19 protein-coding genes and 3 tRNA genes are annotated in these 19391 nt (G+C 69.9%); 9 read left to right on the forward strand and 13 right to left on the reverse strand.

The features are described 5' to 3' along the window. Window positions 1-6: 6 nt before the first annotated feature. The 5 genes from ABKW26_RS07010 to ABKW26_RS07030 all read right to left on the reverse strand — a co-directional run bounded on the left by ABKW26_RS07010 (window position 7) and on the right by ABKW26_RS07030 (window position 2269). Window positions 7-567 carry a dihydrofolate reductase family protein gene (locus tag ABKW26_RS07010; protein WP_348592146.1) on the reverse strand — a complete coding sequence of 187 codons (561 nt, stop codon included), beginning with the start codon at window positions 565-567 and terminating at the stop codon, window positions 7-9. Between the two features lie 9 nt (window positions 568-576). Then, the gene (locus ABKW26_RS07015; protein WP_348592147.1) at window positions 577-1104 is read right to left on the reverse strand and encodes a ClbS/DfsB family four-helix bundle protein; all 528 of its coding nucleotides are present in this window, start codon (window positions 1102-1104) and stop codon (window positions 577-579) included. A gap of 120 nt (window positions 1105-1224) precedes the next feature. Continuing rightward, window positions 1225-1298 (reverse strand) — tRNA-Val (locus tag ABKW26_RS07020). Window positions 1299-1389: 91 nt separating this feature from the next. Next, window positions 1390-1851: a peroxiredoxin gene (locus ABKW26_RS07025; RefSeq protein ID WP_348592149.1), complete on the reverse strand. Its 462-nt coding sequence runs from the start codon at window positions 1849-1851 to the stop codon at window positions 1390-1392. Between the two features lie 4 nt (window positions 1852-1855). Next, the gene (locus ABKW26_RS07030; RefSeq protein ID WP_348592151.1) at window positions 1856-2269 is read right to left on the reverse strand and encodes a DUF3052 domain-containing protein; all 414 of its coding nucleotides are present in this window, start codon (window positions 2267-2269) and stop codon (window positions 1856-1858) included. A 448-nt stretch (window positions 2270-2717) separates the two neighbouring features. Here ABKW26_RS07030 and aceE point away from each other — a divergent pair, with 448 nt between their 5' ends. Then, window positions 2718-5462: a pyruvate dehydrogenase (acetyl-transferring), homodimeric type gene (gene aceE, locus ABKW26_RS07035; protein ID WP_348592153.1), complete on the forward strand. Its 2745-nt coding sequence runs from the start codon at window positions 2718-2720 to the stop codon at window positions 5460-5462. Window positions 5463-5557: 95 nt separating this feature from the next. On the opposite strand, the gene ABKW26_RS07040 is transcribed toward aceE, so the two are convergent. Continuing rightward, complete coding sequence (locus ABKW26_RS07040; protein WP_348592155.1) at window positions 5558-6247, reverse strand: hypothetical protein; 690 nt, start codon at window positions 6245-6247, stop codon at window positions 5558-5560. Window positions 6248-6372: 125 nt separating this feature from the next. Between ABKW26_RS07040 and ABKW26_RS07045 the strand changes: the two genes are divergently transcribed. The 5 genes from ABKW26_RS07045 (at window position 6373) to ABKW26_RS07065 (ending at window position 11327) form a co-directional block, all read left to right on the forward strand. Continuing rightward, complete coding sequence (locus tag ABKW26_RS07045; RefSeq protein WP_348592157.1) at window positions 6373-7566, forward strand: helix-turn-helix domain-containing protein; 1194 nt, start codon at window positions 6373-6375, stop codon at window positions 7564-7566. 110 nt (window positions 7567-7676) lie between these two features. After that, on the forward strand, window positions 7677-8684 hold the full coding sequence (locus ABKW26_RS07050) for an ACP S-malonyltransferase (RefSeq protein WP_348592159.1): 1008 nt from the start codon (window positions 7677-7679) through the stop codon (window positions 8682-8684). After that, a complete protein-coding gene (locus tag ABKW26_RS07055; RefSeq protein WP_348592161.1) occupies window positions 8681-9682 on the forward strand; it encodes a beta-ketoacyl-ACP synthase III in 1002 nt (333 codons plus the stop codon). Before ABKW26_RS07050 ends, ABKW26_RS07055 begins: the two co-directional genes overlap by 4 nt. A 61-nt stretch (window positions 9683-9743) precedes the next feature. Further along, entirely contained in the window at window positions 9744-9992 is a 249-nt protein-coding gene (locus tag ABKW26_RS07060) for an acyl carrier protein (protein ID WP_348592163.1), read from the forward strand. Between the two features lie 90 nt (window positions 9993-10082). After that, complete coding sequence (locus tag ABKW26_RS07065) at window positions 10083-11327, forward strand: beta-ketoacyl-[acyl-carrier-protein] synthase family protein (protein WP_348592164.1); 1245 nt, start codon at window positions 10083-10085, stop codon at window positions 11325-11327. A 176-nt stretch (window positions 11328-11503) separates the two neighbouring features. Here the strand turns inward: ABKW26_RS07065 and ABKW26_RS07070 are convergent, their stop codons facing one another. From ABKW26_RS07070 to ABKW26_RS07080, 3 genes are all read right to left on the reverse strand, one after another. After that, window positions 11504-12004, reverse strand: coding sequence for a DUF3145 domain-containing protein (locus tag ABKW26_RS07070; protein ID WP_348592166.1), 501 nt, complete (start codon window positions 12002-12004; stop codon window positions 11504-11506). 186 nt (window positions 12005-12190) lie between these two features. Next, window positions 12191-12679 carry a peptide deformylase gene (def, locus tag ABKW26_RS07075; RefSeq protein ID WP_348592168.1) on the reverse strand — a complete coding sequence of 163 codons (489 nt, stop codon included), beginning with the start codon at window positions 12677-12679 and terminating at the stop codon, window positions 12191-12193. Between the two features lie 80 nt (window positions 12680-12759). Beyond that, window positions 12760-13587 (reverse strand): DUF1206 domain-containing protein, encoded by an 828-nt coding sequence (locus ABKW26_RS07080; RefSeq protein WP_348592170.1) that lies wholly within the window; start codon window positions 13585-13587, stop codon window positions 12760-12762. Window positions 13588-13647: 60 nt separating this feature from the next. On the opposite strand from ABKW26_RS07080, the gene ABKW26_RS07085 reads away from it, so the two are divergent. From ABKW26_RS07085 to ABKW26_RS07095, 3 genes are all read left to right on the forward strand, one after another. Next, window positions 13648-13721: transfer RNA gene (locus ABKW26_RS07085), tRNA-Ile, on the forward strand. Window positions 13722-13762: 41 nt separating this feature from the next. Then, window positions 13763-14284, forward strand: coding sequence for a hypothetical protein (locus tag ABKW26_RS07090; RefSeq protein ID WP_348592172.1), 522 nt, complete (start codon window positions 13763-13765; stop codon window positions 14282-14284). Between the two features lie 19 nt (window positions 14285-14303). Then, window positions 14304-14379, forward strand: a tRNA-Asn gene (locus tag ABKW26_RS07095). A 114-nt stretch (window positions 14380-14493) separates the two neighbouring features. Here ABKW26_RS07095 and dnaG read toward each other — a convergent pair. The 4 genes from dnaG to ABKW26_RS07115 all read right to left on the reverse strand — a co-directional run bounded on the left by dnaG (window position 14494) and on the right by ABKW26_RS07115 (window position 19362). Next, on the reverse strand, window positions 14494-16491 hold the full coding sequence (gene dnaG / locus ABKW26_RS07100) for a DNA primase (protein ID WP_348592174.1): 1998 nt from the start codon (window positions 16489-16491) through the stop codon (window positions 14494-14496). A 9-nt stretch (window positions 16492-16500) separates the two neighbouring features. Then, window positions 16501-17715, reverse strand: a complete 1215-nt coding sequence (locus ABKW26_RS07105; protein WP_348592176.1) for a cation:proton antiporter — start codon at window positions 17713-17715, stop codon at window positions 16501-16503. Continuing rightward, complete coding sequence (locus tag ABKW26_RS07110) at window positions 17712-18002, reverse strand: hypothetical protein (protein WP_348592178.1); 291 nt, start codon at window positions 18000-18002, stop codon at window positions 17712-17714. The genes ABKW26_RS07105 and ABKW26_RS07110 overlap by 4 nt, the downstream gene beginning before the upstream one ends. 67 nt (window positions 18003-18069) lie before the next feature. Further along, complete coding sequence (locus ABKW26_RS07115) at window positions 18070-19362, reverse strand: deoxyguanosinetriphosphate triphosphohydrolase (protein WP_348592180.1); 1293 nt, start codon at window positions 19360-19362, stop codon at window positions 18070-18072. Between the last annotated feature and the right edge of the window lie 29 nt (window positions 19363-19391).

Below are 19391 nucleotides of genomic sequence, written 5' to 3' on the forward strand. Positions count from 1 at the left end.
CTGGTCTTACGATGCCGGCCGGACCTCGTACACGAGGCGGGCGAACTGGCCCACCGCCGTCGCGGACAGGAGACGGAGGCGGTCCGACTCCACCCGGCGGGGGAACTGCGGCGCACCGCCGGTGAGTGCCACCGGGGCGACGGAGAGAGCGATCTCGTCGAGCACCCCGGCGTCGAAGAACTGGCCGGCGAGGTCGCCCCCTCCGACCACCCAGATGTCGGCATCTCCCGCCGCCTCGCGGATCGCCGGCAACGCGTCCGTGACGGCCCCGGACACGAAGCGCACGTCGGCGCCCGCGGGGACCGGCAGCTCTCGCGTCGTGAAGACGAAGGTCGGCCTGTCGCCGTGGAAGTCGTGCCACTTCTCAGGGTTGGCGAGCAGGTCCTCCTCGGCGAGGATCCACTCGTAGGTCGTCGATCCCTCGACGAGCACGCCGGCACCTGAAGGGAAGAGTCCCTCGTCAGGGTTCTCCCCGTTCTCGACGGCGAACAGCCAGGCGAGCGAGTTGTCCTCGTCGGCGATCCACCCGTTGATGCTTGTCGCGGTGTCGAACACGATGCGTCCCATGACACCACTCTAGGGACGCCCTCCGACATCGGCGGCGAGAGCGCGCTCGAACCGCCTGAGCTTCTTCAGCGCCCACGCATAGTGGCTCGCGGTGGCCGAGACCAGGTACGCACCGAGCGACGTGGTCCCCGTCCACGGGTAGAGCCGTTTCGTGAACAGCTCGACGTCGCTGTGCCCGGCGATGACGTCGCTGACCGCGCGGTGCGTCGACTCGAGGTCCGCACGGACCGTGGCGAGGTCGACGTCCTGGTAGCGCAACCAGATCTCGTGGTTGAGAGCGGGCAGCGTGCGCCACGTGTGGCCCGGTGCCGGTATGGCCGGACGTTCCCCTCGGGAGCCCTCCTCGTGCCAGGAGAGTGCCATCTGGTGCCAGGCATGGAGGTGTCCGAGGACGTCGCGGACGCACCGGTCGCGATCCTCGAACGGGAACGGGGCGGTCAGGGCGCCGTCGGGAAGCCTGTCGAGCAGAGCACCGAGAGCGGCGTACGACGCCTCGCTCGACTCCAGGAGCTCGTCACGCGTCGTCGCTCTGCCCATGGCCCCTGCCCCCGCTCGGATCGGCGCTGATGGATCCAGCGTCTTCCCGGAGCGGGCGCGTCACCAGGGACGAAAGGCCCGGCACGATCGACGCCCGACCGGGAGGGTGGTACAGGAGGGTGGGCCCGGAGGGACTCGAACCCCCGACATCCACGGTGTAAACGTGGCGCTCTAACCAGCTGAGCTACAGGCCCCTGAACAGGCGGACACAGCCTACCCGGTGCTGACCGACCCATCGACACCCCACGGGCCGCACGTCTTCGGAGATGACCGCCCCGTCGACCGTCAGAGCAGCGACAGTGCGTCGCGATATCCCGCGAGTTCGCGGCGCTGCGAACGGTCGTTGACCACGCTCCACCGCAGGACGCCGTCGGCATCGAGGAGGAAGCTGCCCCGGAGGGCGAGGCCTCGCTCGTCGTCGAAGACGCCGTAGCGACGTGCGACGTCGCCGTGCGGCCAGAAGTCCGAGAGGAGATCGAAACCGAACCCCTCCTGCTCGGCCCACGCCTTCTGTGCGAAGACCGCGTCGCACGAGACGGCGTAGAGCTGGACGCCTGCGGTCTCGAAGTCGGCGATGTTGTCCCGCAGCTCGCAGAGCTCTCCTGTGCAGATGCCGGAGAACGCGAACGGGAAGAACACGAGGAGGACCGGCGCGCCACGCTGCGAGGACAACGTCACGGGAGTCCCGTGGGTGTCGGTCAGAGTGAAGTCAGGTGCAGGCGCACCGGTCGAGGGTCCGGAGACCATCGGGCTACTTGCCGCGGCCGCGCGTGCCGAGCTTCGTGGCGGCCCAGTCGGTCGCGACCGAGAACGTGGTCGTCGCGTGCAGGCCGGCCGTGGTCGCCGCCTCCTGGATGTCGCTGTGGGCCACGTGGCCGTCGCGGCCGGGCTTGAGCGTGAAGATCCAGATCACACCACCGTCGTCGAGGACCGTCTGGACGTCCACGAGGGTGTCGGTGAGGTCGCCGTCGTCCTCGCGCCACCAGACGACCACACCGTCGGTGACGTCGTCGTAGTCCTCGTCGACGAGCTCCGTCCCGGTGATCGTCTCGATCGCTGTGCGCAGGGCGTCGTCGACGTCCTCGGCCCAGCCGAACTCCTGGACGACGAACCCTGAGGCGAAACCGAGACGGTCCGCGTCCTGAGGTTCAGTGGTCGCTACCACGGTGATGTTCTTCCCTTCATGTCACGTTCCGGACGCGAGACCGCGCCGGATGGATCAATGGTCGCAAACGTAGCCCACCCCGCGCCACGTCGCGCCCGGAATCCAGAACGAAACGCCGAAGAGTCCGTGGTCAGCATGCTCGTCGCGGCCCCCTGCTCGGCCCTGACGACCTCCGAGCCCGCCACGGTCTCACCGCGCGGAAGCGCTCCGAAGGGCAGAGAATCCCCCCGGAACCGCGGAATTCCGTGGATGTCACGAACGTCACGTCCCTCGGCGAGGCCACTGGGTGGCTTTCCCGTCCCCCGTGCACAGAGAATGGATAGAACGCCCGGACTTGACGAGGACTTTGCGAACGGCACAAGCGCCCCACGCAGAGATCGTCACCCGGGCGAGGCGAGCGATGGGGCAGACCGCCCCGCAATGCTCCGGAGACGATGTGAGGTTGCAGGTGGCTACGCACGACGAGTCACGACCGTTGATCAACGGTCTGTTGAGCCAGGTCCCCGATATCGATCCCGCCGAGACGGGTGAGTGGGTCGAGTCCCTCGACGGGCTGATCGACGATCGCGGCGGCCCCCGGGCCCGGTACGTCCTTCTGAACTTGCTCAAGCGTGCACGGGAGCGCAACGTCGCCATCCCGACGTCGATCACGACGCCGTACGTCAACACGATCGGCGTCCACGAGGAGCCGTACTTCCCCGGCGACGAGGTGATGGAACGCCGCTACCGCAGCTGGAACCGGTGGAACGCGGCCGTCATGGTCACCCGCGCCCAGCGCCCGGAGATCGGCGTCGGCGGGCACATCTCCTCGTACGCGTCGGTGTCGACGCTCTACGAGGTGGGCCTCAACCACTTCTTCCGCGGCAAGGACCACCCGGGCGGCGGAGACCAGGTCTACTTCCAGGGCCACGCCTCCCCCGGCGTGTACTCCCGCGCGTTCCTCGAGGGCCGGCTCACCGCCGAGCAGCTCGACGGTTTCCGCCAGGAGCACTCCCACGAGGGCGGCGGGCTGCCGTCGTACCCCCACCCGCGCCAGATGCCTGACTTCTGGGAGTTCCCGACCGTCTCCATGGGTCTCGGCCCGGCGAGCGCGATCTACCAGGCGTGGACCAACCGTTACCTGCACAACCGCGGGATCAAGGACACGAGCCAGCAGAACGTCTGGGCGTTCCTCGGCGACGGCGAGATGGACGAGCCCGAGAGCCGCGGCATGCTCCAGCTCGCCGCTCAGCAGCAGCTCGACAACCTCACGTTCGTCGTCAACTGCAACCTCCAGCGCCTCGACGGCCCGGTGCGTGGCAACGGCAAGATCGTCCAGGAGCTCGAGGCGTTCTTCAAGGGTGCCGGCTGGAACGTCATCAAGGTGATCTGGGGCCGCGAGTGGGACACCCTGCTCAACGCCGACAAGGACCGCGCGCTCGTCAACCTCATGAACACGACGCCCGACGGTGACTTCCAGACGTACAAGGCCAACGACGGTGCCTTCGTCCGCGAGCACTTCTTCGGCCGGGACCCCCGGACCAAGCAGCTCGTCGAGAAGATGACGGACGACGAGATCTGGGCGCTCAAGCGCGGCGGTCACGACTACCGCAAGCTCTACGCGGCCTACGCGTCGGCGACCGAGCACACCGGTCAGCCGACCGTCATCCTCGCGCACACCATCAAGGGCTACGGTCTGGGTTCCGGTTTCGCCGGGCGCAACTCGACGCACCAGATGAAGAAGCTCAAGGCGGACGACCTCAAGGCGCTGCGCGACACGCTCCACATCCCCATCACGGACGAAGAGCTCGAGGCCGACCCGTACGCCCCGCCGTACTACCACCCGGGAATGGACGCACCGGAGATCCAGTACATGCTGGACCGCCGTCGTGCTCTCGGCGGATTCGTGCCGGAGCGTCGCTCGAAGTCGGCACCCGTCACGCTCCCGGACGCGAAGACGTACGACATCCTCAAGAAGGGCTCCGGGCAGCAGGAGGTCGCCACGACGATGGCGTTCGTCCGCCTGCTCAAGGACCTCATCAAGGACAAGGAGTTCGGCAAGCGCATCGTGCCGATCATCCCCGACGAGGCACGCACCTTCGGTCTGGACTCCATCTTCCCGACCGCGAAGATCTTCAACACGCTCGGGCAGAACTACCTCGCCGTGGACCGCGAGCTCATGCTCTCCTACAAGGAGTCCGAGTCCGGCCAGATCATGCACACCGGCATCAACGAGGCCGGCTCGGCTGCTGCGTTCCAGGCGGTCGGCACGTCCTACGCGACGCAGGGCGAGGTGATGGTCCCGTTCTACATCTTCTACTCGATGTTCGGGTTCCAGCGCACCGGCGACCAGTTCTGGGCCGCGGGAGACCAGCTGACGCGTGGGTTCATCATCGGCGCGACGGCCGGGCGCACCACCCTCACGGGTGAGGGCCTCCAGCACGCCGACGGCCACTCGCCGATCCTCGCCGGCACCAACGCTGCGATCGTCCAGTACGACGCGGCGTACGGCTACGAGATCCGCCACATCGTCAAGGACGGCATCCAGCGGATGTACGGCGAGAACGAGTCGCGTGACCAGAACGTCATGTACTACCTCACGGTCTACAACGAGCCGATGCTCCAGCCGGCCGAGCCGGAAGACGTGGACGTCGACGGGATCCTCCGCGGGATCCACAAGGTCGCCACGGCCGAGGGCGAGGGCCCGCGCGCCCAGATCCTGGCGTCCGGCGTCGGGGTGCCGTGGGCGCTCGAGGCCAAGGAGCTGCTCGCGAAGGACTGGGGCGTCCAGGCCGACGTCTGGTCCGTGACGAGCTGGAACGAGCTGCGCCGCGACGGCCTCCTCGTCGAGCAGCACAACTTCCTCCACCCGGAGGAGCCCGCTCGCGAGGCCTACCTCACGACGAAGCTCGCGGGTGCCCAGGGACCGTTCGTCGCGACCAGCGACTTCGACCACCTCGTGCCGGACCAGATCCGTCAGTGGGTCCCGGGCGACTACGCGGTGCTCGGTGCCGACGGCTTCGGGTTCTCCGACACGCGCGCCGCCGCACGCCGGTACTTCAAGATCGACGGCCCCTCCGTCGTGACGCGGGTGCTGCAGCAGCTGGCGCGTCGTGGCGAGGTGCCTGCGGACGCACCGGCTCGTGCCATCGAGAAGTACCGCCTCCACGACGTGAAGGCCGGCACCTCCGGCAACGCGGGCGGCGACAGCTGACCTCAGCTGCCCGCAGCACGACGAAGGCCCGGTTCCTCACCATGAGGAACCGGGCCTTCGTCGTCCGCGGGAGCGCGTCGCTGAGCGCCCGCCGGTCAGGTACCGGAGATGTGCTGCTCGGCCTGAGCGATCTCCGTCTCGAGCTCGGCACGGATCGCACCCGCTGCCTCGGTGTCCGGGTGGAGTGCCAGGGAGTCGAGGTGGTGACGCGCGTCGAAGATGCGATCGGCGTCGAGAGCCGCGCGGACGACCTGCCGGCCGACCTCGGGCGTGTGCTCACGTGCCCGCCAGTGCCCCACACCGAGCCCGAGGGCCTCGACGGGCAGCCCGGCGTCCCGCAGGACCGCGATGGACTCGGAGAGAGCCTCTCCGGACGGGTCACGGTCTGCTGCCGTCGCGAGACGACGGATCGCGGCGTCCTGGTCGTCCGCGAGGGACAGCCGTGCGAGCTCGATGAGCGGGTACCAGGCGCGCGGGTTGCCTGCGAGCTCCTCACCGAGCGCCCAGACAGCAAGGTCCGCTGCCCGGCGACGTTGCTCGTGGTCGTCGCTGGGCGCGGAGAGGGGGTCGTCCACCTGTGTGCCTTCGGCGGCCCGTCGTCGGACCACCTCCGAGAGGGCCTGAAAAGCCCGGATGTTGTTGGGATCATCGACGAGCATCGCGCGCAGGGCGTCTTCGTGGAGGGTGTCTCCACGTCGTTCACCTGTGGTGGGTCTGCGCGCGCCGATGGTCGAGGCCGAGGTTGTTCGGCGCATGAGCTGACGGAGTCTGGGCATGAGTGCCATATCCCGACGATAGCTGTTCGGACGCGGTCACACCGTGCATCCGCCCAGATTGTGCGTTGTGTCACCTCAGGGGCCCAGGGGTCGTCTTTGTCAGTTCCCCACAACTGCCGACGTATGCTCGGAGGATGCCACCGGCCGTGACGAGCTCTTCAGCAGCCGCAGCGACCCCACCCGGGTCGCCCGCGAACCTTCAGCGGGTCCGGGACGGGAGCGGTCTGCTCACGGCCGCAGCCCTGCGCCGGCTCGACGAGGACCTCCCCTGGTACCGGTCCCTGCCGGCCGACGACCGCTCCTGGGTCGGGCTCGTCGCCCAGTCCGGGATCACCGCGTTCGTCACGTGGTACGCCGACCCGAGCGCCACACCGCACGGCGTCGGGGAGATCTTCTCCGCAGCCCCGCCGGACCTCACCCGATCGATCTCGCTGCAGCACACGCTCCAGCTCGTGCGGATCGTCGTCGAGGTCGTCGAGACGCACAGCGACCAGCTGGCCGTCCCGGGCGGCGAGCGGGACCTGCGCGAGGCCGTGCTGCGCTACTCCCGCGAGGTCGCGTTCTCCGCCGCCGAGGTGTATGCACGCGCGGCCGAGGTCCGCGGCGCGTGGGACGCGCGGCTCGAGGCGCTCGTCGTCGACGCCATCCAGCGCGACGACCAGGACAGCTCCTTGCGCTCCCGCGTCTCGGCGCTCGGCTGGAGCGGGCGTGGATCGGTGCTCGTCATGGTCGGCACCACCCCGGAGCCCCTCGACGAGGTCCGTGCAGCCGAGCTCCGACGTGCGACGCGGCGCGCGGTCGCGGACGCTCTCGTCGGGATCCAGGGCGACCGCATCGTGCTCGTGCTCGGCGGGGAGGGCGACCTCCAGGCGGCCGCGACGACCCTCCTTCCGCGTTTCGGCCCCGGTCCCGTGATCATCGGCCCGACGATGCAGAGTCTCGACGACGCCTCGCGGTCCGCCGCCGCAGCTCTGGCGGGGCTTCGTGCCGTCGCCGCCTGGCCGCACGCCCCTCGCCCGGTCCTCGCCGACGATCTCCTGCCCGAGCGCGTGCTCATCGGGGACGCCGACGCGCGCAGGGTGCTCACCGTCCAGGCGTACGAGCCCCTCGCTGCCGCGACCGGCTCCGTCCTCGAGACGCTGTCTGCCTACCTGGGCTCGGGGCGCTCCCTCGAGGCTGCCGCGCGAGACCTCTACGTGCACCCGAACACGGTGCGATATCGTCTGCGGAAGGTGGCCGAGCTCACCGGTTGGGACCCGCTCGACGCCCGGGAGTCCTTCGTCCTCCAGGTGGCTCTCGCCGTGGGGCGGCTAGGATCGATCCGATGACGCCGCGTACCTCGTTCGTTGTTCCTTGTAGGTAGTGCACAACTACAACGGAAACTCTTCGTGCGCGTCGTGACGCCCCCGTCCCCTACTGAATCGGGCAAAGTTAGACCGTGCTTGCCGTCGTATGCCCTGGACAGGGCTCACAGTCCCCCGGAATGCTCACCCCGTGGCTCGAGATCCCCGGTGTCGCCGACCACCTCGGACGTCTCGCGCAGGCCGCCGACACCGATCTCGTCGCGCACGGCACGACCTCCGACGCCGACACGATCCGTGACACCGCCGTCGCTCAGCCCCTCATCGTCTCGGCCTCGCTCGTCGCGCTGCGCGTCATCCTCGACGGCAGGAGCGCCAGTGACGTCGTCGACGTCACCGCCGGCCACTCCGTCGGTGAGTTCGCCGCAGCAGCCGTCGCAGGCGTCTTCGAGGACGAGGGCGCCGTCGGCCTCGTCACGGCACGCGCACGCTTCATGGCCGAGGCGGCCGGGCTCACGACGACCGGGATGAGCGCCGTCGTCGGCGGGACACCCGAGGACGTCCTCGCCGCGATCGATGCCGCGGGGCTCTACCCGGCGAACGTCAACAGCGCCGGACAGGTCGTGGCTGCCGGCGCGCCCGAGGGCCTCGCGCAGCTCGCAGCGAACCCGCCGGCCAAGGCACGGGTCATCCCGCTCCAGGTCGCCGGCGCCTTCCACACCCCGTTCATGCAGCCTGCGCTGGACTCCTTCGCCCCCGTCGCGCTCGCCTGGCCCGCCCAGGACCCGCAGACGACCTTCCTGTCCAACGCGGACGGCGCGTCCTTCGCGACGATCGACGGCGAGAGCCGGGGCGGCGCGCACGGTGCGTCCGCCGACGTCCTGCGACGCCTGACCGACCAGATCGTCGCGCCGGTCCGCTGGGACCTGTGCCAGGAGGCTCTCCTCACCCTGGGGGTGACCGCCGTCCTCGAGCTGGCACCGGGCGGCGTGCTCACGGGCCTCGCCCGACGCTCCCTGCCCGGTGTCGAGACGCTCGCCGTGAAGTCCCCCGCCGACGTCGACGCGGCACGCGACCTCGTCGCCCGTCACAGCGCACCCACGAACGCCGCATCACCCGACCTGCTGGAAGAAGACCTCACGTGACCGCTCTGCTGAGACAGTCCACCGGACCGCAGTTCTCCCGCATCCTCGGCATCGGTGCCGAGCGGGGGGCCAACGTCGTGACGAACGACGAGATCGCGGGCCCTATCGACTCGTCCGACGAGTGGATCCGGCAGCGGACCGGCATCATCACGCGGCGGCGCGCCGACGCGGGCACCGACGTCATCGATCTCGCCGAGGCAGCCGCCAACCAGGCGCTCAAGGCGTCCGGCCTCGTCGGCAGCGACATCGACGCGGTGATCCTCTCGACCGTCACGTACTTCCACCAGACGCCGTCAGCGGCGGCGATCCTCGCAGACCGGCTCGGCGCGACCGCCGCCGCCTACGACATGTCCGCCGCCTGCGCCGGCTACTCGTACGGGATCGGGCAGGCAGACGCGCTCGTGCGGTCCGGTGCGGCTCGCCACGTCCTCGTCATCGGCGCCGAGAAGATGAGCGACTTCATCGACCCGACCGACCGCTCGATCTCGTTCCTCCTCGGTGACGGCGCCGGCGCCGCGATCGTCGGCCCGTCCGACGTCCCCGGGATCGGCCCGACCATCTGGGGGTCCGACGGCTCACGGGCGCAGACGATCCGCCAGACGCACGGCTGGAGCGAGCTCCGGGACAACCCGGAGCTCGGCTGGCCGACCCTGCGCCAGGAGGGGCAGCCGGTGTTCAAGTGGGCGAGCTTCCAGATGCCGAAGATCGCGCAGGAGGCCCTCGACGCCGCCGGCATCACCGCCGACGACCTCCAGGTGTTCATCCCGCACCAGGCGAACATGCGGATCATCGACCAGTTCGCGAAGCAGCTCAAGCTGCCCGACTCCGTGGTCATCGCCCGCGACATCGCCGAGACCGGCAACACCTCGGCGGCGTCGATCCCCCTCGCCGCAGAGCGTCTCCTGCGCGAAGGAACGGCCAAGTCGGGCGACCTCGCCCTGCAGATCGGTTTCGGTGCCGGCCTCGTCTATGCGGCCCAAGTGGTCGTTCTGCCGTAAGTTTCCCCAGTACGTCTCTCGACGCCGCGCACGCGGCCTACCTCACCAAGGAGCAACACCCATGGCACACACCGCAGAAGACGTCCTCGCAGGCCTCGCCGAGATCGTCGCCGAGGAGACCGGGCTTCCCGCCGACTCCGTCACCTCCGAGAAGTCCTTCACGGACGACCTCGACATCGACTCCCTGTCGATGATGACGATCGTGACCCACGCCGAGGACAAGTTCTCTGTCACCATCCCCGACGACGAGGTCAAGAACCTCACGACCGTCGGCGACGCCGTCACCTTCATCACCGGCGCCCAGGCCTGACCTGCGCCTCCCCCGACTCCTCTGGCGCCCGCCCGCACTGCCAGGCGGGCGCCAGACAGTCACTCCTCACCACCTCACCCAGGAGCTCCCATGACCAACGTTCGCGACGTCGTCGTCACCGGCCTCGGTGCCACCACGCCGCTCGGCGGCGATGTGACGTCCACCTGGAACGCCGCTCTTGCCGGTGAGTCCGGTGCACGCACCCTCGACAACGACTGGGCCGAGAAGTACGGCATGCCTGTGAACTTCGCGGCGTCCATCAAGGTCAAGCCCGACGAGGTCCTCGCCCGGACCGAGACGAAGCGCATGGACCCCTCGACGCAGTACGCGATCATCGCCGCCCGCGAGGCCTGGGCCGACGCTGGCTCCCCCGAGCTCGACGGCGACCGTCTCGGCACCGTCGTGTCCTCGGGCATCGGCGGCATCTGGACCACGCTCGACGCGTGGGACACCCTCCGCGAGAAGGGCGCACGCCGCGTGCTGCCCATGACCGTCCCGATGCTCATGCCCAACTCCCCCACCGCCTACGTCTCGCTCGAGCTCGGCGCGCGGGCCGGCGCGCACGCTCTCGTCTCCGCCTGCGCGTCCGGGGCCGAGGCCATCGCGTACGGCGTGGAGATGATCCGCACAGGCCGTGCCGACGTGGTCGTCGCAGGCGGTACCGAGGCGACGATCCACCCCATGCCGATCTCGGCCTTCGCCGCCTCGCGCACGCTCTCCCTGCGCAACGACGACCCGGCCGGAGCCTCGCGGCCCTACGACCTCGCGCGTGACGGCTTCGTCATCGGCGAGGGTGCCGGCATCGTCGTCCTCGAGTCCGCCGAGCACGCCGCGGCCCGTGGCGCGCGCGTGTACGCCACGATCGGCGGCATCGGCCTCTCGGCCGACGGCTACCACATCACGTCTCCTGAGCCCACGGGCGACGGCCAGGTCCGTGCGATGCAGTCGGCCCTCGACGACGCCGGGGTCGCGAGCAGCGACGTCGTGCACGTCAATGCTCATGCGACCTCCACCGTGGTGGGAGACCTCATCGAGGCACGGTCGGTGAGCAAGGTCCTCGGATCCTCCGCCGACGGGGTCGCGCTCTCGGCCACCAAGTCGATGACGGGCCACCTCCTCGGCGGCGCCGGCGCGCTGGAGACCATCTTCACCGTGCTCGCCCTGCACGACCGCAAGGCACCGCCGACGATCAACGTCACGGACCCGGACCCGGAGCTGGCTCTCGACCTCGTGCGCGACGTCCCCCGGGACCTGCCTGCCGGGCCGGTCGCGGCGATCAACAACTCGTTCGGCTTCGGTGGGCACAACGTCGCCCTCGTCGTCACGAGCGCCTAGCACCGAGCGCTGCACGCGCCGAGAGCACGACAGAAGGCTGCACCCCTCGTCGGGGGTGCAGCCTTCGGTCGTGCGTGGAGGGCGCTGCCGCCTCGGGCGGCGATGGTGCTGGTGCTGCCGGGTGGGCAGCGTGGTCGACCCGATGCCTGCTCGGGTCGGACCCAGGGCCTAGACGGTCAGCCGACGCGGTGGAGCCAGCGGACGGGCGCGCCGGCTCCCGCGTAGCGGAAGGGCTCGAGCTCGTCGTCCCACGCCTGGCCGAGCGCGAGGTGGAGCTCGTCACGCATGCGGCGAGGCTCGGCGGCGAACTCGAGCGCGGCGCGGACACGGTCCTCGGGGATGACCACGTTGCCGTGGACGTCCGTCGCGGCATGGAAGATGCCGAGCTCAGGGGTGTGGCTCCACCGAGAGCCGTCGGTCCCCGTGCTCGCGTCCTCGGTCACCTCGTAGCGCAGGTGAGTCCACCCGCGCAGCGAGGACGCGAGGCGCGAGCCGGTGCCGGCAGGTCCCTGCCAGGAGTACTCGGCCCGGTAGAGTCCGGGCGCGGCAGGCTGCTCCGTCCAGTCGAGCGAGACGGGCGCGCCAAGGACATTGCCTGCCGCCCACTCCATGTGCGGGCAGAGTGCTCGTGGAGATGAGTGCACAAAAAGTACGCCGCGGGTGATTGCACCAGCCATGTTGTCCCTCCCAGGTTGAGATTCGTCTTCCCCAACGACCTCGGAACCCAGGTGAACTACTACGTCGATGCACCTCAGAGACGCACGGATGCTTCCCTGAACGACCGCACCGCACGGAAACGGTGCTGCTGGTGCACATCATGCCCTACATCGCCGGTCTTGACCAACGACATCGCCGAACCAGGACTAGAGGGACTCACGCAGCTCGCGCATGGCCTTCTTGCGGACCGACTTCTCGAGACGGTCGAGGTAGAGGTAGCCGTCGAGGTGGTCGACCTCGTGCTGAAGGCAGCGCGCCATGAGCTCGGTGCCCTCGACCACGACCTTGTTGCCGTCGAGGTCGATCCCTTCGACACGCGCGTACCACGCGCGCTTCGTCGCGTACCAGAGCCCGGGGACCGACAGGCAGCCCTCGTCACCGTCCTGGTACTCGTCCTCGGAGAGCTCCACGATCTTCGGGTTGAGCACGTACCCGACCTCGTCGTCGATGTTCCACGAGAAGGCCCGCAGGCTCACGCCGATCTGGTTCGCGGCGAGCCCGGCGCGTCCGTCGTGGTCGACGGTCTCGACGAGGTCCTCGACCAGGCTCCTGACCCGGTCATCGACAACGACGATCTCGTCGCACGGTGTGCGAAGAACGGGGTCGGGGATGACGCGGATCTCTCTCATAGCCATGGCCATATTCTTCCATGCCACCAGCAGGCGACGAGAACGCGTCGCCGGGGTCGTCGGTCACAGGCGGCGGTCACGACCGGTCACATCTTCGCGTAGCGCGACCGGGCGAACGAGTACACGCCGTAGGCCACGAAGCCCGCACCGACGAGGACGAGGAGCACCTTGCCGTAGGGGAGCTCGGCGAGCGACTTGAGGGCGACGTCGAGGCCGGACGCCTTCTCGGGGTCCGCCTGGACCGCGCCGATCACGAAGAGGCCGCCGACGACGACGAGTGCGACCCCCTTCGCCGCATACCCGGCGACTCCCGCGACGACGACCCCGCGCCCCAGCTGCCCGCCCGGACCACCGACGAGGTCCTCCTGGAACTTCTTCGTCACACCCTTGTACACGTGGTATCCCCCGACGACGACGATCGCGAGGCCTGCGACCGCGACCGCGACCTTGCCCGCCCCGCTGCTCATGAGGGAGCGTGTGATCCTCTCGCCGCCTCCACCGCTGCTCTCCCCGGTCGCGACGCCGAACGCCAGGCCGGCGAGGGCGAGATAGACCACGGCCTTGGCAGCAGCCTTGGCACGGGCGGCCTTCTGCTTCGTGGAGTCACCGCCGCGGGCTCCCCCACCGACGACCGCCTCTGTCACCTGCCACAGGGCGAGCGCGACGAGCACGACGACCGCGAACCACAGGAACGCCGGCCCCCACGACGTCTCCTTGATCTCGGAGAGTGCCCCGCTCTGGTCCGCAGATGACGTCCCCCCTGTCCCGCTCGTGAGAGCGACACGCACCGCGATCCACCCGATGACCACGTGGAGCACGCCGCTGACGGCGTAGCCCCCGCGTGCGACGAGCTGGAACCATCGGGAGTCGGAGAGGTCATGGGCGGCGCCGCGCGCGGATGTCTGAAAAGTCACGGGACCGATCCTCGCACCACGCGCCCCGCACCGCCCGGCGACGGATAGGATCGCCACCGCGCCCCGTTAGCTCAGTTGGTCAGAGCACCCGACTCATAATCGGCTGGTCGCCGGTTCAAGCCCGGCACGGGGCACCGTGCGGGGAAGACGCTCGACAGCGAGATACGGTGGGCCCATGGCTCTGTTCTCGCGCGACGAAGCGCTCCCCGCCGACCTCCGACCGGCGCTGGCGTCGCTCGTGCGCCGTGGCGACAGGGCGATCGCCCAGGCATCGCTCGTCGACGGGTCGTGGGCCGTGGCGACCCGAGAAGGCCTTGCGCTCCTCACAGCCGCCCCCGTCCTGCGTCCGTGGAGCGACGTGGACCGCGGCCGCTGGGACCCGGAGGAGGCGGCGCTCGTCGTCCAGTGGGTCGACGGATCGTCCCCGCTGGAGCTCGTGATGGCGAAGCCGACCCGGACCGCGTTCCTCCGTGTGTTCCGGGAGAGGGTCCAGTCGTCCGTCGTCATGTCGGAGACGGTGCACCTCCCTGAGGGCTCGAGCGCACGGGTCGCGGTCCGCCGCTCGGCGACGGACGAGCTCTTCCTCCAGGTTGTCGCCGACCCCGGGGCGGACCTGGGCGCACCGTCCGCTGCCCCCCTCGTGAGGGCCGCGATGTCGCGATTGTCGGCGGCGTCAGGAGCACCCTCGGAAGGCTGATAGAGTTTTCTCCGGTCGATCCCGCGTAGCTCAATTGGCAGAGCATCCGACTGTTAATCGGACGGTTACTGGTTCGAGTCCAGTCGCGGGAGCCACACCCACAGAGCCCGTGACCTGCAGAGATGCAGGTCACGGGCTCTGTCGTTCTCGCCTTGACGCTCACGCAGCGTCCGCCGCCCACCAGGTCGGGGCGCGGCGCGGACGCACGATCAGGAGTCGCGGTCGCGCAGCACCCGGCGTTCCTGCTCGAGGGTGAGGAGGTCAGCGAACGCCTGCTGGTAGGCCTCCGGCTCGGCGGTCGGGTCGATGCGCTGGAGCTTGCTCTTGGCATTGCCGATCTTGCGGGTGAGCCCGAGCTCGAGGAACGCTCGTACGACTCCACGGACGTAGTCCTCGATCGCTCCGGGGCGGTCCTCGGGCATCGGGGCGACGGAGAGCTCGTTGACGAGCTGGGTGACCGGCCCGGCGGCCTCTTCGCTGACGAGACCCACCCATTCCGAGGCGCCGTGCTGCCCGGCCGCCTGCAGCCCACCAGCGGCCCGGATCGCCTCGTGGACGGCTCGCCACGCCGGCACGGTGAACGCGTCCCCAGGGAGCTCGTCGAGCTGCTGCGCGGGCACGAGGTGCGGGTACTGCAGGACAGCCTCGAGCGTCTGGCGCTCCAGGCGGGCGATGGGGTCGTCCTGGCTCGGCCGCGCGGGGGCGCCGCCGCCGCCCGCGCCGGGGACCTGGCCTCGGTCGGGCGACGCTCCACGGTCGCCGCTCGGGCTGCGGTCGGATCCACCGCGCTGCTGTCCGCTCGTCGACGCGCCACGCGCCGCGCCGGCGGACCCGCCGCCGGACGCGGCCCGACTCGCATCCTGTACAGCGCGCCGGACAGACTCCCCGTCCATGCCGAGCCAGCCGGCGAGCATGCGGGCGTACTCGGGACGCAGGGCGGTGTCGCGGATGCCGGCGACCACCGGGGCGGCCGCGCGCAGGGCCGAGACACGTCCCTCGGCGGTCTCGAGGTCGTACGTGCCGAGGGTCGTGCGGATGACGAACTCGAAGAGGGGCTGCCGCCCGTCGACGAGGGCCTGGACAGCTTGCGGCCCGCGGGCCTGACGGAGCTCGCACGGGTCCATCCCGCTCGGCTCGACCGCGACGAACGTCTGCGCGTAGAACTTCTGGTCCTCGCCGAAGGCGCGCATCGCAGCCTTCTGACCCGCGGCGTCGCCGTCGAACGTGAAGATGATCTCGCCGCCCGACGAGCCGCCACCAGCAAGCTTCACTCCCCCACCAGCGCTCGTGTCGCCGAGGAGGCGCCGGACGAAGCGGACGTGGTCGGTGCCGAACGCCGTCCCGCACGTCGCGACGGCCGTCGTCACCCCGGAGAGGTGCGCTGCCATGACGTCGGTGTACCCCTCGACGACGACGATCTGCTTGTTCTTCGCGATGTCACGCTTGGCGAGGTCGATCCCGTAGAGGACCTGGGACTTCTTGTACAGGGCCGTCTCGGGGGTGTTGAGGTACTTGGGCCCCTGGTCGTCCTCGTGGAGCTTGCGGGCGCCGAAGCCGATCGTCTCGCCCGTCACGTCGCGGATGGGCCACATGAGGCGGCCGCGGAACCGGTCGTACAGACCGCGGTTGCCCTGGCTCATGAGGCCGGTCGCGGTGAGCTCGGGCTCGGTGAAGCCGCGGCCGCGCAGGTGGCGCAGGAGGTGGTCCCAGCCGTTGGGCGAGTAGCCGACGCCGAAGTGCTCGGCGTCGCCGCGGTCGAAGCTCCGCTCGGCGAGGAACGTCCTCCCGATCGCCCCTTCGGGGGTGAGCAGCTGCTCCATGAAGTACGCGCCGGCGATCCGGTGCGCCTCGAGGAGCTTCTGCCGGGTGCCGGGCTCCTCCGTGCGGCGGGGTCCCGTGCCCTCCTCGTACCGCAGCTGGATGCCCACACGGCCGGCGAGGTACTCGACCGCCTCGGAGAACCCGAGCCCGTCGATCTTCTGGACGAACGAGATGACGTCGCCGCCCTCGTTGCACCCGAAGCAGTGCCAGCGCCCCACCTGCGGTCGCACGTGGAACGACGGCGACCGTTCGTCGTGGAAGGGACAGAGCCCCTTCATCGAGCCCACACCGGCGGGTTTCAGGGTGACCTGCTCACCCACGATCTCCTCGATGTGCGCCTTCTCACGGACTGCGTCCACGTCTTCGCGCTTGATGAGGCCTGCCACGCGACGAGTCTAGGTGCCCGCGACCGGCGCGGTGTTCTCGGGACCGACGGCAACCTCTCGACGGTCGGCGGCTCGGCGGGCGAGACGCCGGGCGAACGGGTCGGCGACGCGCGGGACGAGCGGCCCGACGACAGCCATGATGAGGACGTACGCGGCGACCGTCGGGGCGAACGCCGGCTCGACCGACGCTCCGACGAGGCCGGCGATGATGATCGAGAACTCACCGCGAGGCACGAGGGCCGCCCCCGCACGGATCCGCCCACCTGGCCCCACTCCCGCTCGACGACCGGCGATCCAGCCCGTGAGGAGCTTGGTCGCGATGCCCACGATCGCGAGGATCCCCGCCGGGACGAGGACGGACGGGAGCTGGGTGGGATCGGTGGAGAGACCGAAGAACACGAAGAACACCGCGGCGAAGAGGTCGCGGAGCGGCCCGACCAGTCCGCGGACATGCTCGGCGACCTCGCCGGACAGCGCGATCCCGAGGAGGAACGCTCCCACCGCAGCCGAGACGTGCACGGCCTCCGCCCCTCCTGCCACGAGGAGAGCGAGACCGACGACGAGCAGGAGCAGGACCTCGTTCGACCGTGAGACGACGAGGCTCGAGATGACCTTCCCGTGCCGGAGGGCCAGGACGAGGACGACCGCGAGCGTCGCGAGGGCGATGAGCACGGACCGCACGGCAGTCGCCCCGCTCGACGCCGCGACGAGCGCGGTGAGCACCGGGAGATAGACCGCCATGGAGAGGTCCTCGAGGACGAGGATGCTCAGGACGCTCGGCGTCTCCCTGTTTCCGAGCCGTCCCATGTCGGTGAGGACCTTCGAGATGATCCCCGAGGAGCTGATCGCCGTCACCCCGAACATCGCGAGTGCAGCGATCGGTCCCCACCCCATGAGCAGGGCGAACGCGACCCCGGGGAGGCCGTTGAGGAGCAGGTCGACGATGCCGACGGGTGCCTGCTGACGCAGGTTGGCCACGAGGTCGTCGGCCGAGTACTCGAGCCCGAGCATGAGCAGCAGGAGGACGACACCGACCTCGGAGCCGGTCGTGAAGAACTCCTCAGGGGCCTGCAGCGGGACGAGCCCGCCCGTGCCGAAGGCCAGGCCTGCCAGGAGGTACAGCGGGATGGGTGACAGACCGAAGCGGCCGGCGAGCCGTCCCATGACACCGAGGGCGAAGAGCACCGCCCCGAGCTCGACGAGAAGGCTGGCGGTGTGGCTCACACGCGTCCGGCGCCGGAGCTCTCGCCCGGCAGGGCATCCTCGTCGTCGTTCGACCGTACGACACGCTCGACGATCCGTGGGGCGCCGAGGAGCTCGGCGAGCGTCTGGCTCTCCTCGGCGGACAGGACGATCGTCGCCTGGCACGCGTCGGGGTCGCGCGGGTCGTAGAGGAAGACGTGCCGGGCGCCGTCACGCTGGGAGATGACACCGACGCGCCGGCCCTTCTCTGTCGCGAAGTCGTACCGGGCACCGATCCCCGGCAGCCGCGTCTCCTCGATCCTCATCATGCGTCCTTCGTCCTCGTGGGGCTGTCGACCGCTCCCGGTCGACGCTCTCTCCACTCTACGCGCGGTGTCACGTGAGGTAGTGGGCACCTGGCTGGACCAGCCGACCGTGCCACTGGGCCGCTGAGACGTCGGTGAGGGAGGCGACCTGGTCGATGACCACGCGCAGACGCGCGGCGTCGTCGGCCGCCTCGGCCCAGTCGACCGCGAACGACGGCTCGAGGGCCGTCGGCGCACGGTCGCTGAGCACCTCGACGAGGTCGGCGATGAGCTCCCGCTGCGAGATGTAGAGCGGCTCCGCCTCACGCGGGGCCATGATGTACGCGACCGCGAGCCCCTTGAGGACGAGGATCTCCGCGAGGGTGTGGTCGGGAACGATGAGGGTCGCCGCGTAGCGGGTGAGGTGACCTTCGCCGTACTCCGCCCGGGTCGCCTTCTGCGCGGCCTTGCAGAAGCGCCCGATGAGCTGGCTGGTCGTGTCCTTGAGAGTGGCCAGGGCGCGGCGCGAGCCGTCGAAGCCCTTCACGAGGAGCCCGGCTGCGTCGAGGCGGTCGATGGCCGCCCGCAGGGCGTCGGGCGAGACGAGGTGCCCGTACCAGGTCTGCACCGCGTCGATGACGCGTGCGCGCTCCTCGTCGGCGGCGAGGATCGCGAGGTCGAAACGTCCGCCGACGATCCCGTCCTCGACGTCGTGCACCGAGTAGGAGATGTCGTCCGCGAGGTCCATCACCTGGGCCTCGAGGCACTTCATCCCGTCCTTCGCCCCTTGGCGGAGCCAGTCGAAGACGGGCATGTCGTCTGCGTAGACGCCGAACTTGTGCGTCGGTCGACCATCGAGACGCAGCGGTCCGAGGCCGAACGCCCACGGGTACTTCACGGAGGCGTCGAGGCTCGCGCGGGTGAGGTTGAGCCCTGCGGTCGAGCCGTCCTCGGAGAAGACCTTGCCCTCGAGCCGGGTGAGGAGGCGCAGGGTCTGTGCGTTGCCCTCGAACCCGCCGATCTTCGCGGCGAGGTCGGCGAGCGCGCGCTCGCCGTTGTGGCCGAACGGCGGGTGCCCGAGGTCGTGGGCGAGGCAGGCGGTGTCGACGACGTCGGGGTCGCACCCGAGCGCCTTGCCGATCTCCCGGCCCACCTGCGCGACCTCGAGGGTGTGCGTGAGGCGCGTGCGGATGAAGTCGTCCGAGGCCGGTCCCATGACCTGGGTCTTGGCGCCGAGACGTCGGAGCGCTGACGAGTGGACGATGCGTGCGCGGTCCCGCTCGAACGGGGTGCGTGCCTTGCTCTTGGGCGCCTCGTCGATCCAGCGCGCGCGGTCGGCGGGGCTGTAGCCGGAGCTGGAGTGGTGATCTTCTGCGGTGGGCACGGGTCAACCCTAACGACACGCCTGGGTCC

This window comes from Sanguibacter sp. 25GB23B1 (assembly GCF_040012415.1).
Taxonomy (GTDB): Bacteria; Actinomycetota; Actinomycetes; order Actinomycetales; family Cellulomonadaceae; genus Sanguibacter.

Excerpts from the sequence above, each read along its gene's own strand:
- ABKW26_RS07060 (WP_348592163.1), top strand. The coding sequence starts at position 9,744 with ATGGCACACACCGCAGAAGACGTCCTCGCAGGCCTCGCCGAGATCGTC.
- def (WP_348592168.1), bottom strand. The coding sequence starts at position 12,679 with ATGGCTATGAGAGAGATCCGCGTCATCCCCGACCCCGTTCTTCGCACA.
- ABKW26_RS07010 (WP_348592146.1), bottom strand. The coding sequence starts at position 567 with ATGGGACGCATCGTGTTCGACACCGCGACAAGCATCAACGGGTGGATC.
- ABKW26_RS07090 (WP_348592172.1), top strand. The coding sequence starts at position 13,763 with ATGGCTCTGTTCTCGCGCGACGAAGCGCTCCCCGCCGACCTCCGACCG.
- ABKW26_RS07040 (WP_348592155.1), bottom strand. The coding sequence starts at position 6,247 with ATGGCACTCATGCCCAGACTCCGTCAGCTCATGCGCCGAACAACCTCG.
- ABKW26_RS07045 (WP_348592157.1), top strand. The coding sequence starts at position 6,373 with ATGCCACCGGCCGTGACGAGCTCTTCAGCAGCCGCAGCGACCCCACCC.
- ABKW26_RS07025 (WP_348592149.1), bottom strand. The coding sequence starts at position 1,851 with ATGGTCTCCGGACCCTCGACCGGTGCGCCTGCACCTGACTTCACTCTG.
- ABKW26_RS07015 (WP_348592147.1), bottom strand. The coding sequence starts at position 1,104 with ATGGGCAGAGCGACGACGCGTGACGAGCTCCTGGAGTCGAGCGAGGCG.
- ABKW26_RS07110 (WP_348592178.1), bottom strand. The coding sequence starts at position 18,002 with ATGATGAGGATCGAGGAGACGCGGCTGCCGGGGATCGGTGCCCGGTAC.
- ABKW26_RS07070 (WP_348592166.1), bottom strand. The coding sequence starts at position 12,004 with ATGGCTGGTGCAATCACCCGCGGCGTACTTTTTGTGCACTCATCTCCA.
- ABKW26_RS07065 (WP_348592164.1), top strand. The coding sequence starts at position 10,083 with ATGACCAACGTTCGCGACGTCGTCGTCACCGGCCTCGGTGCCACCACG.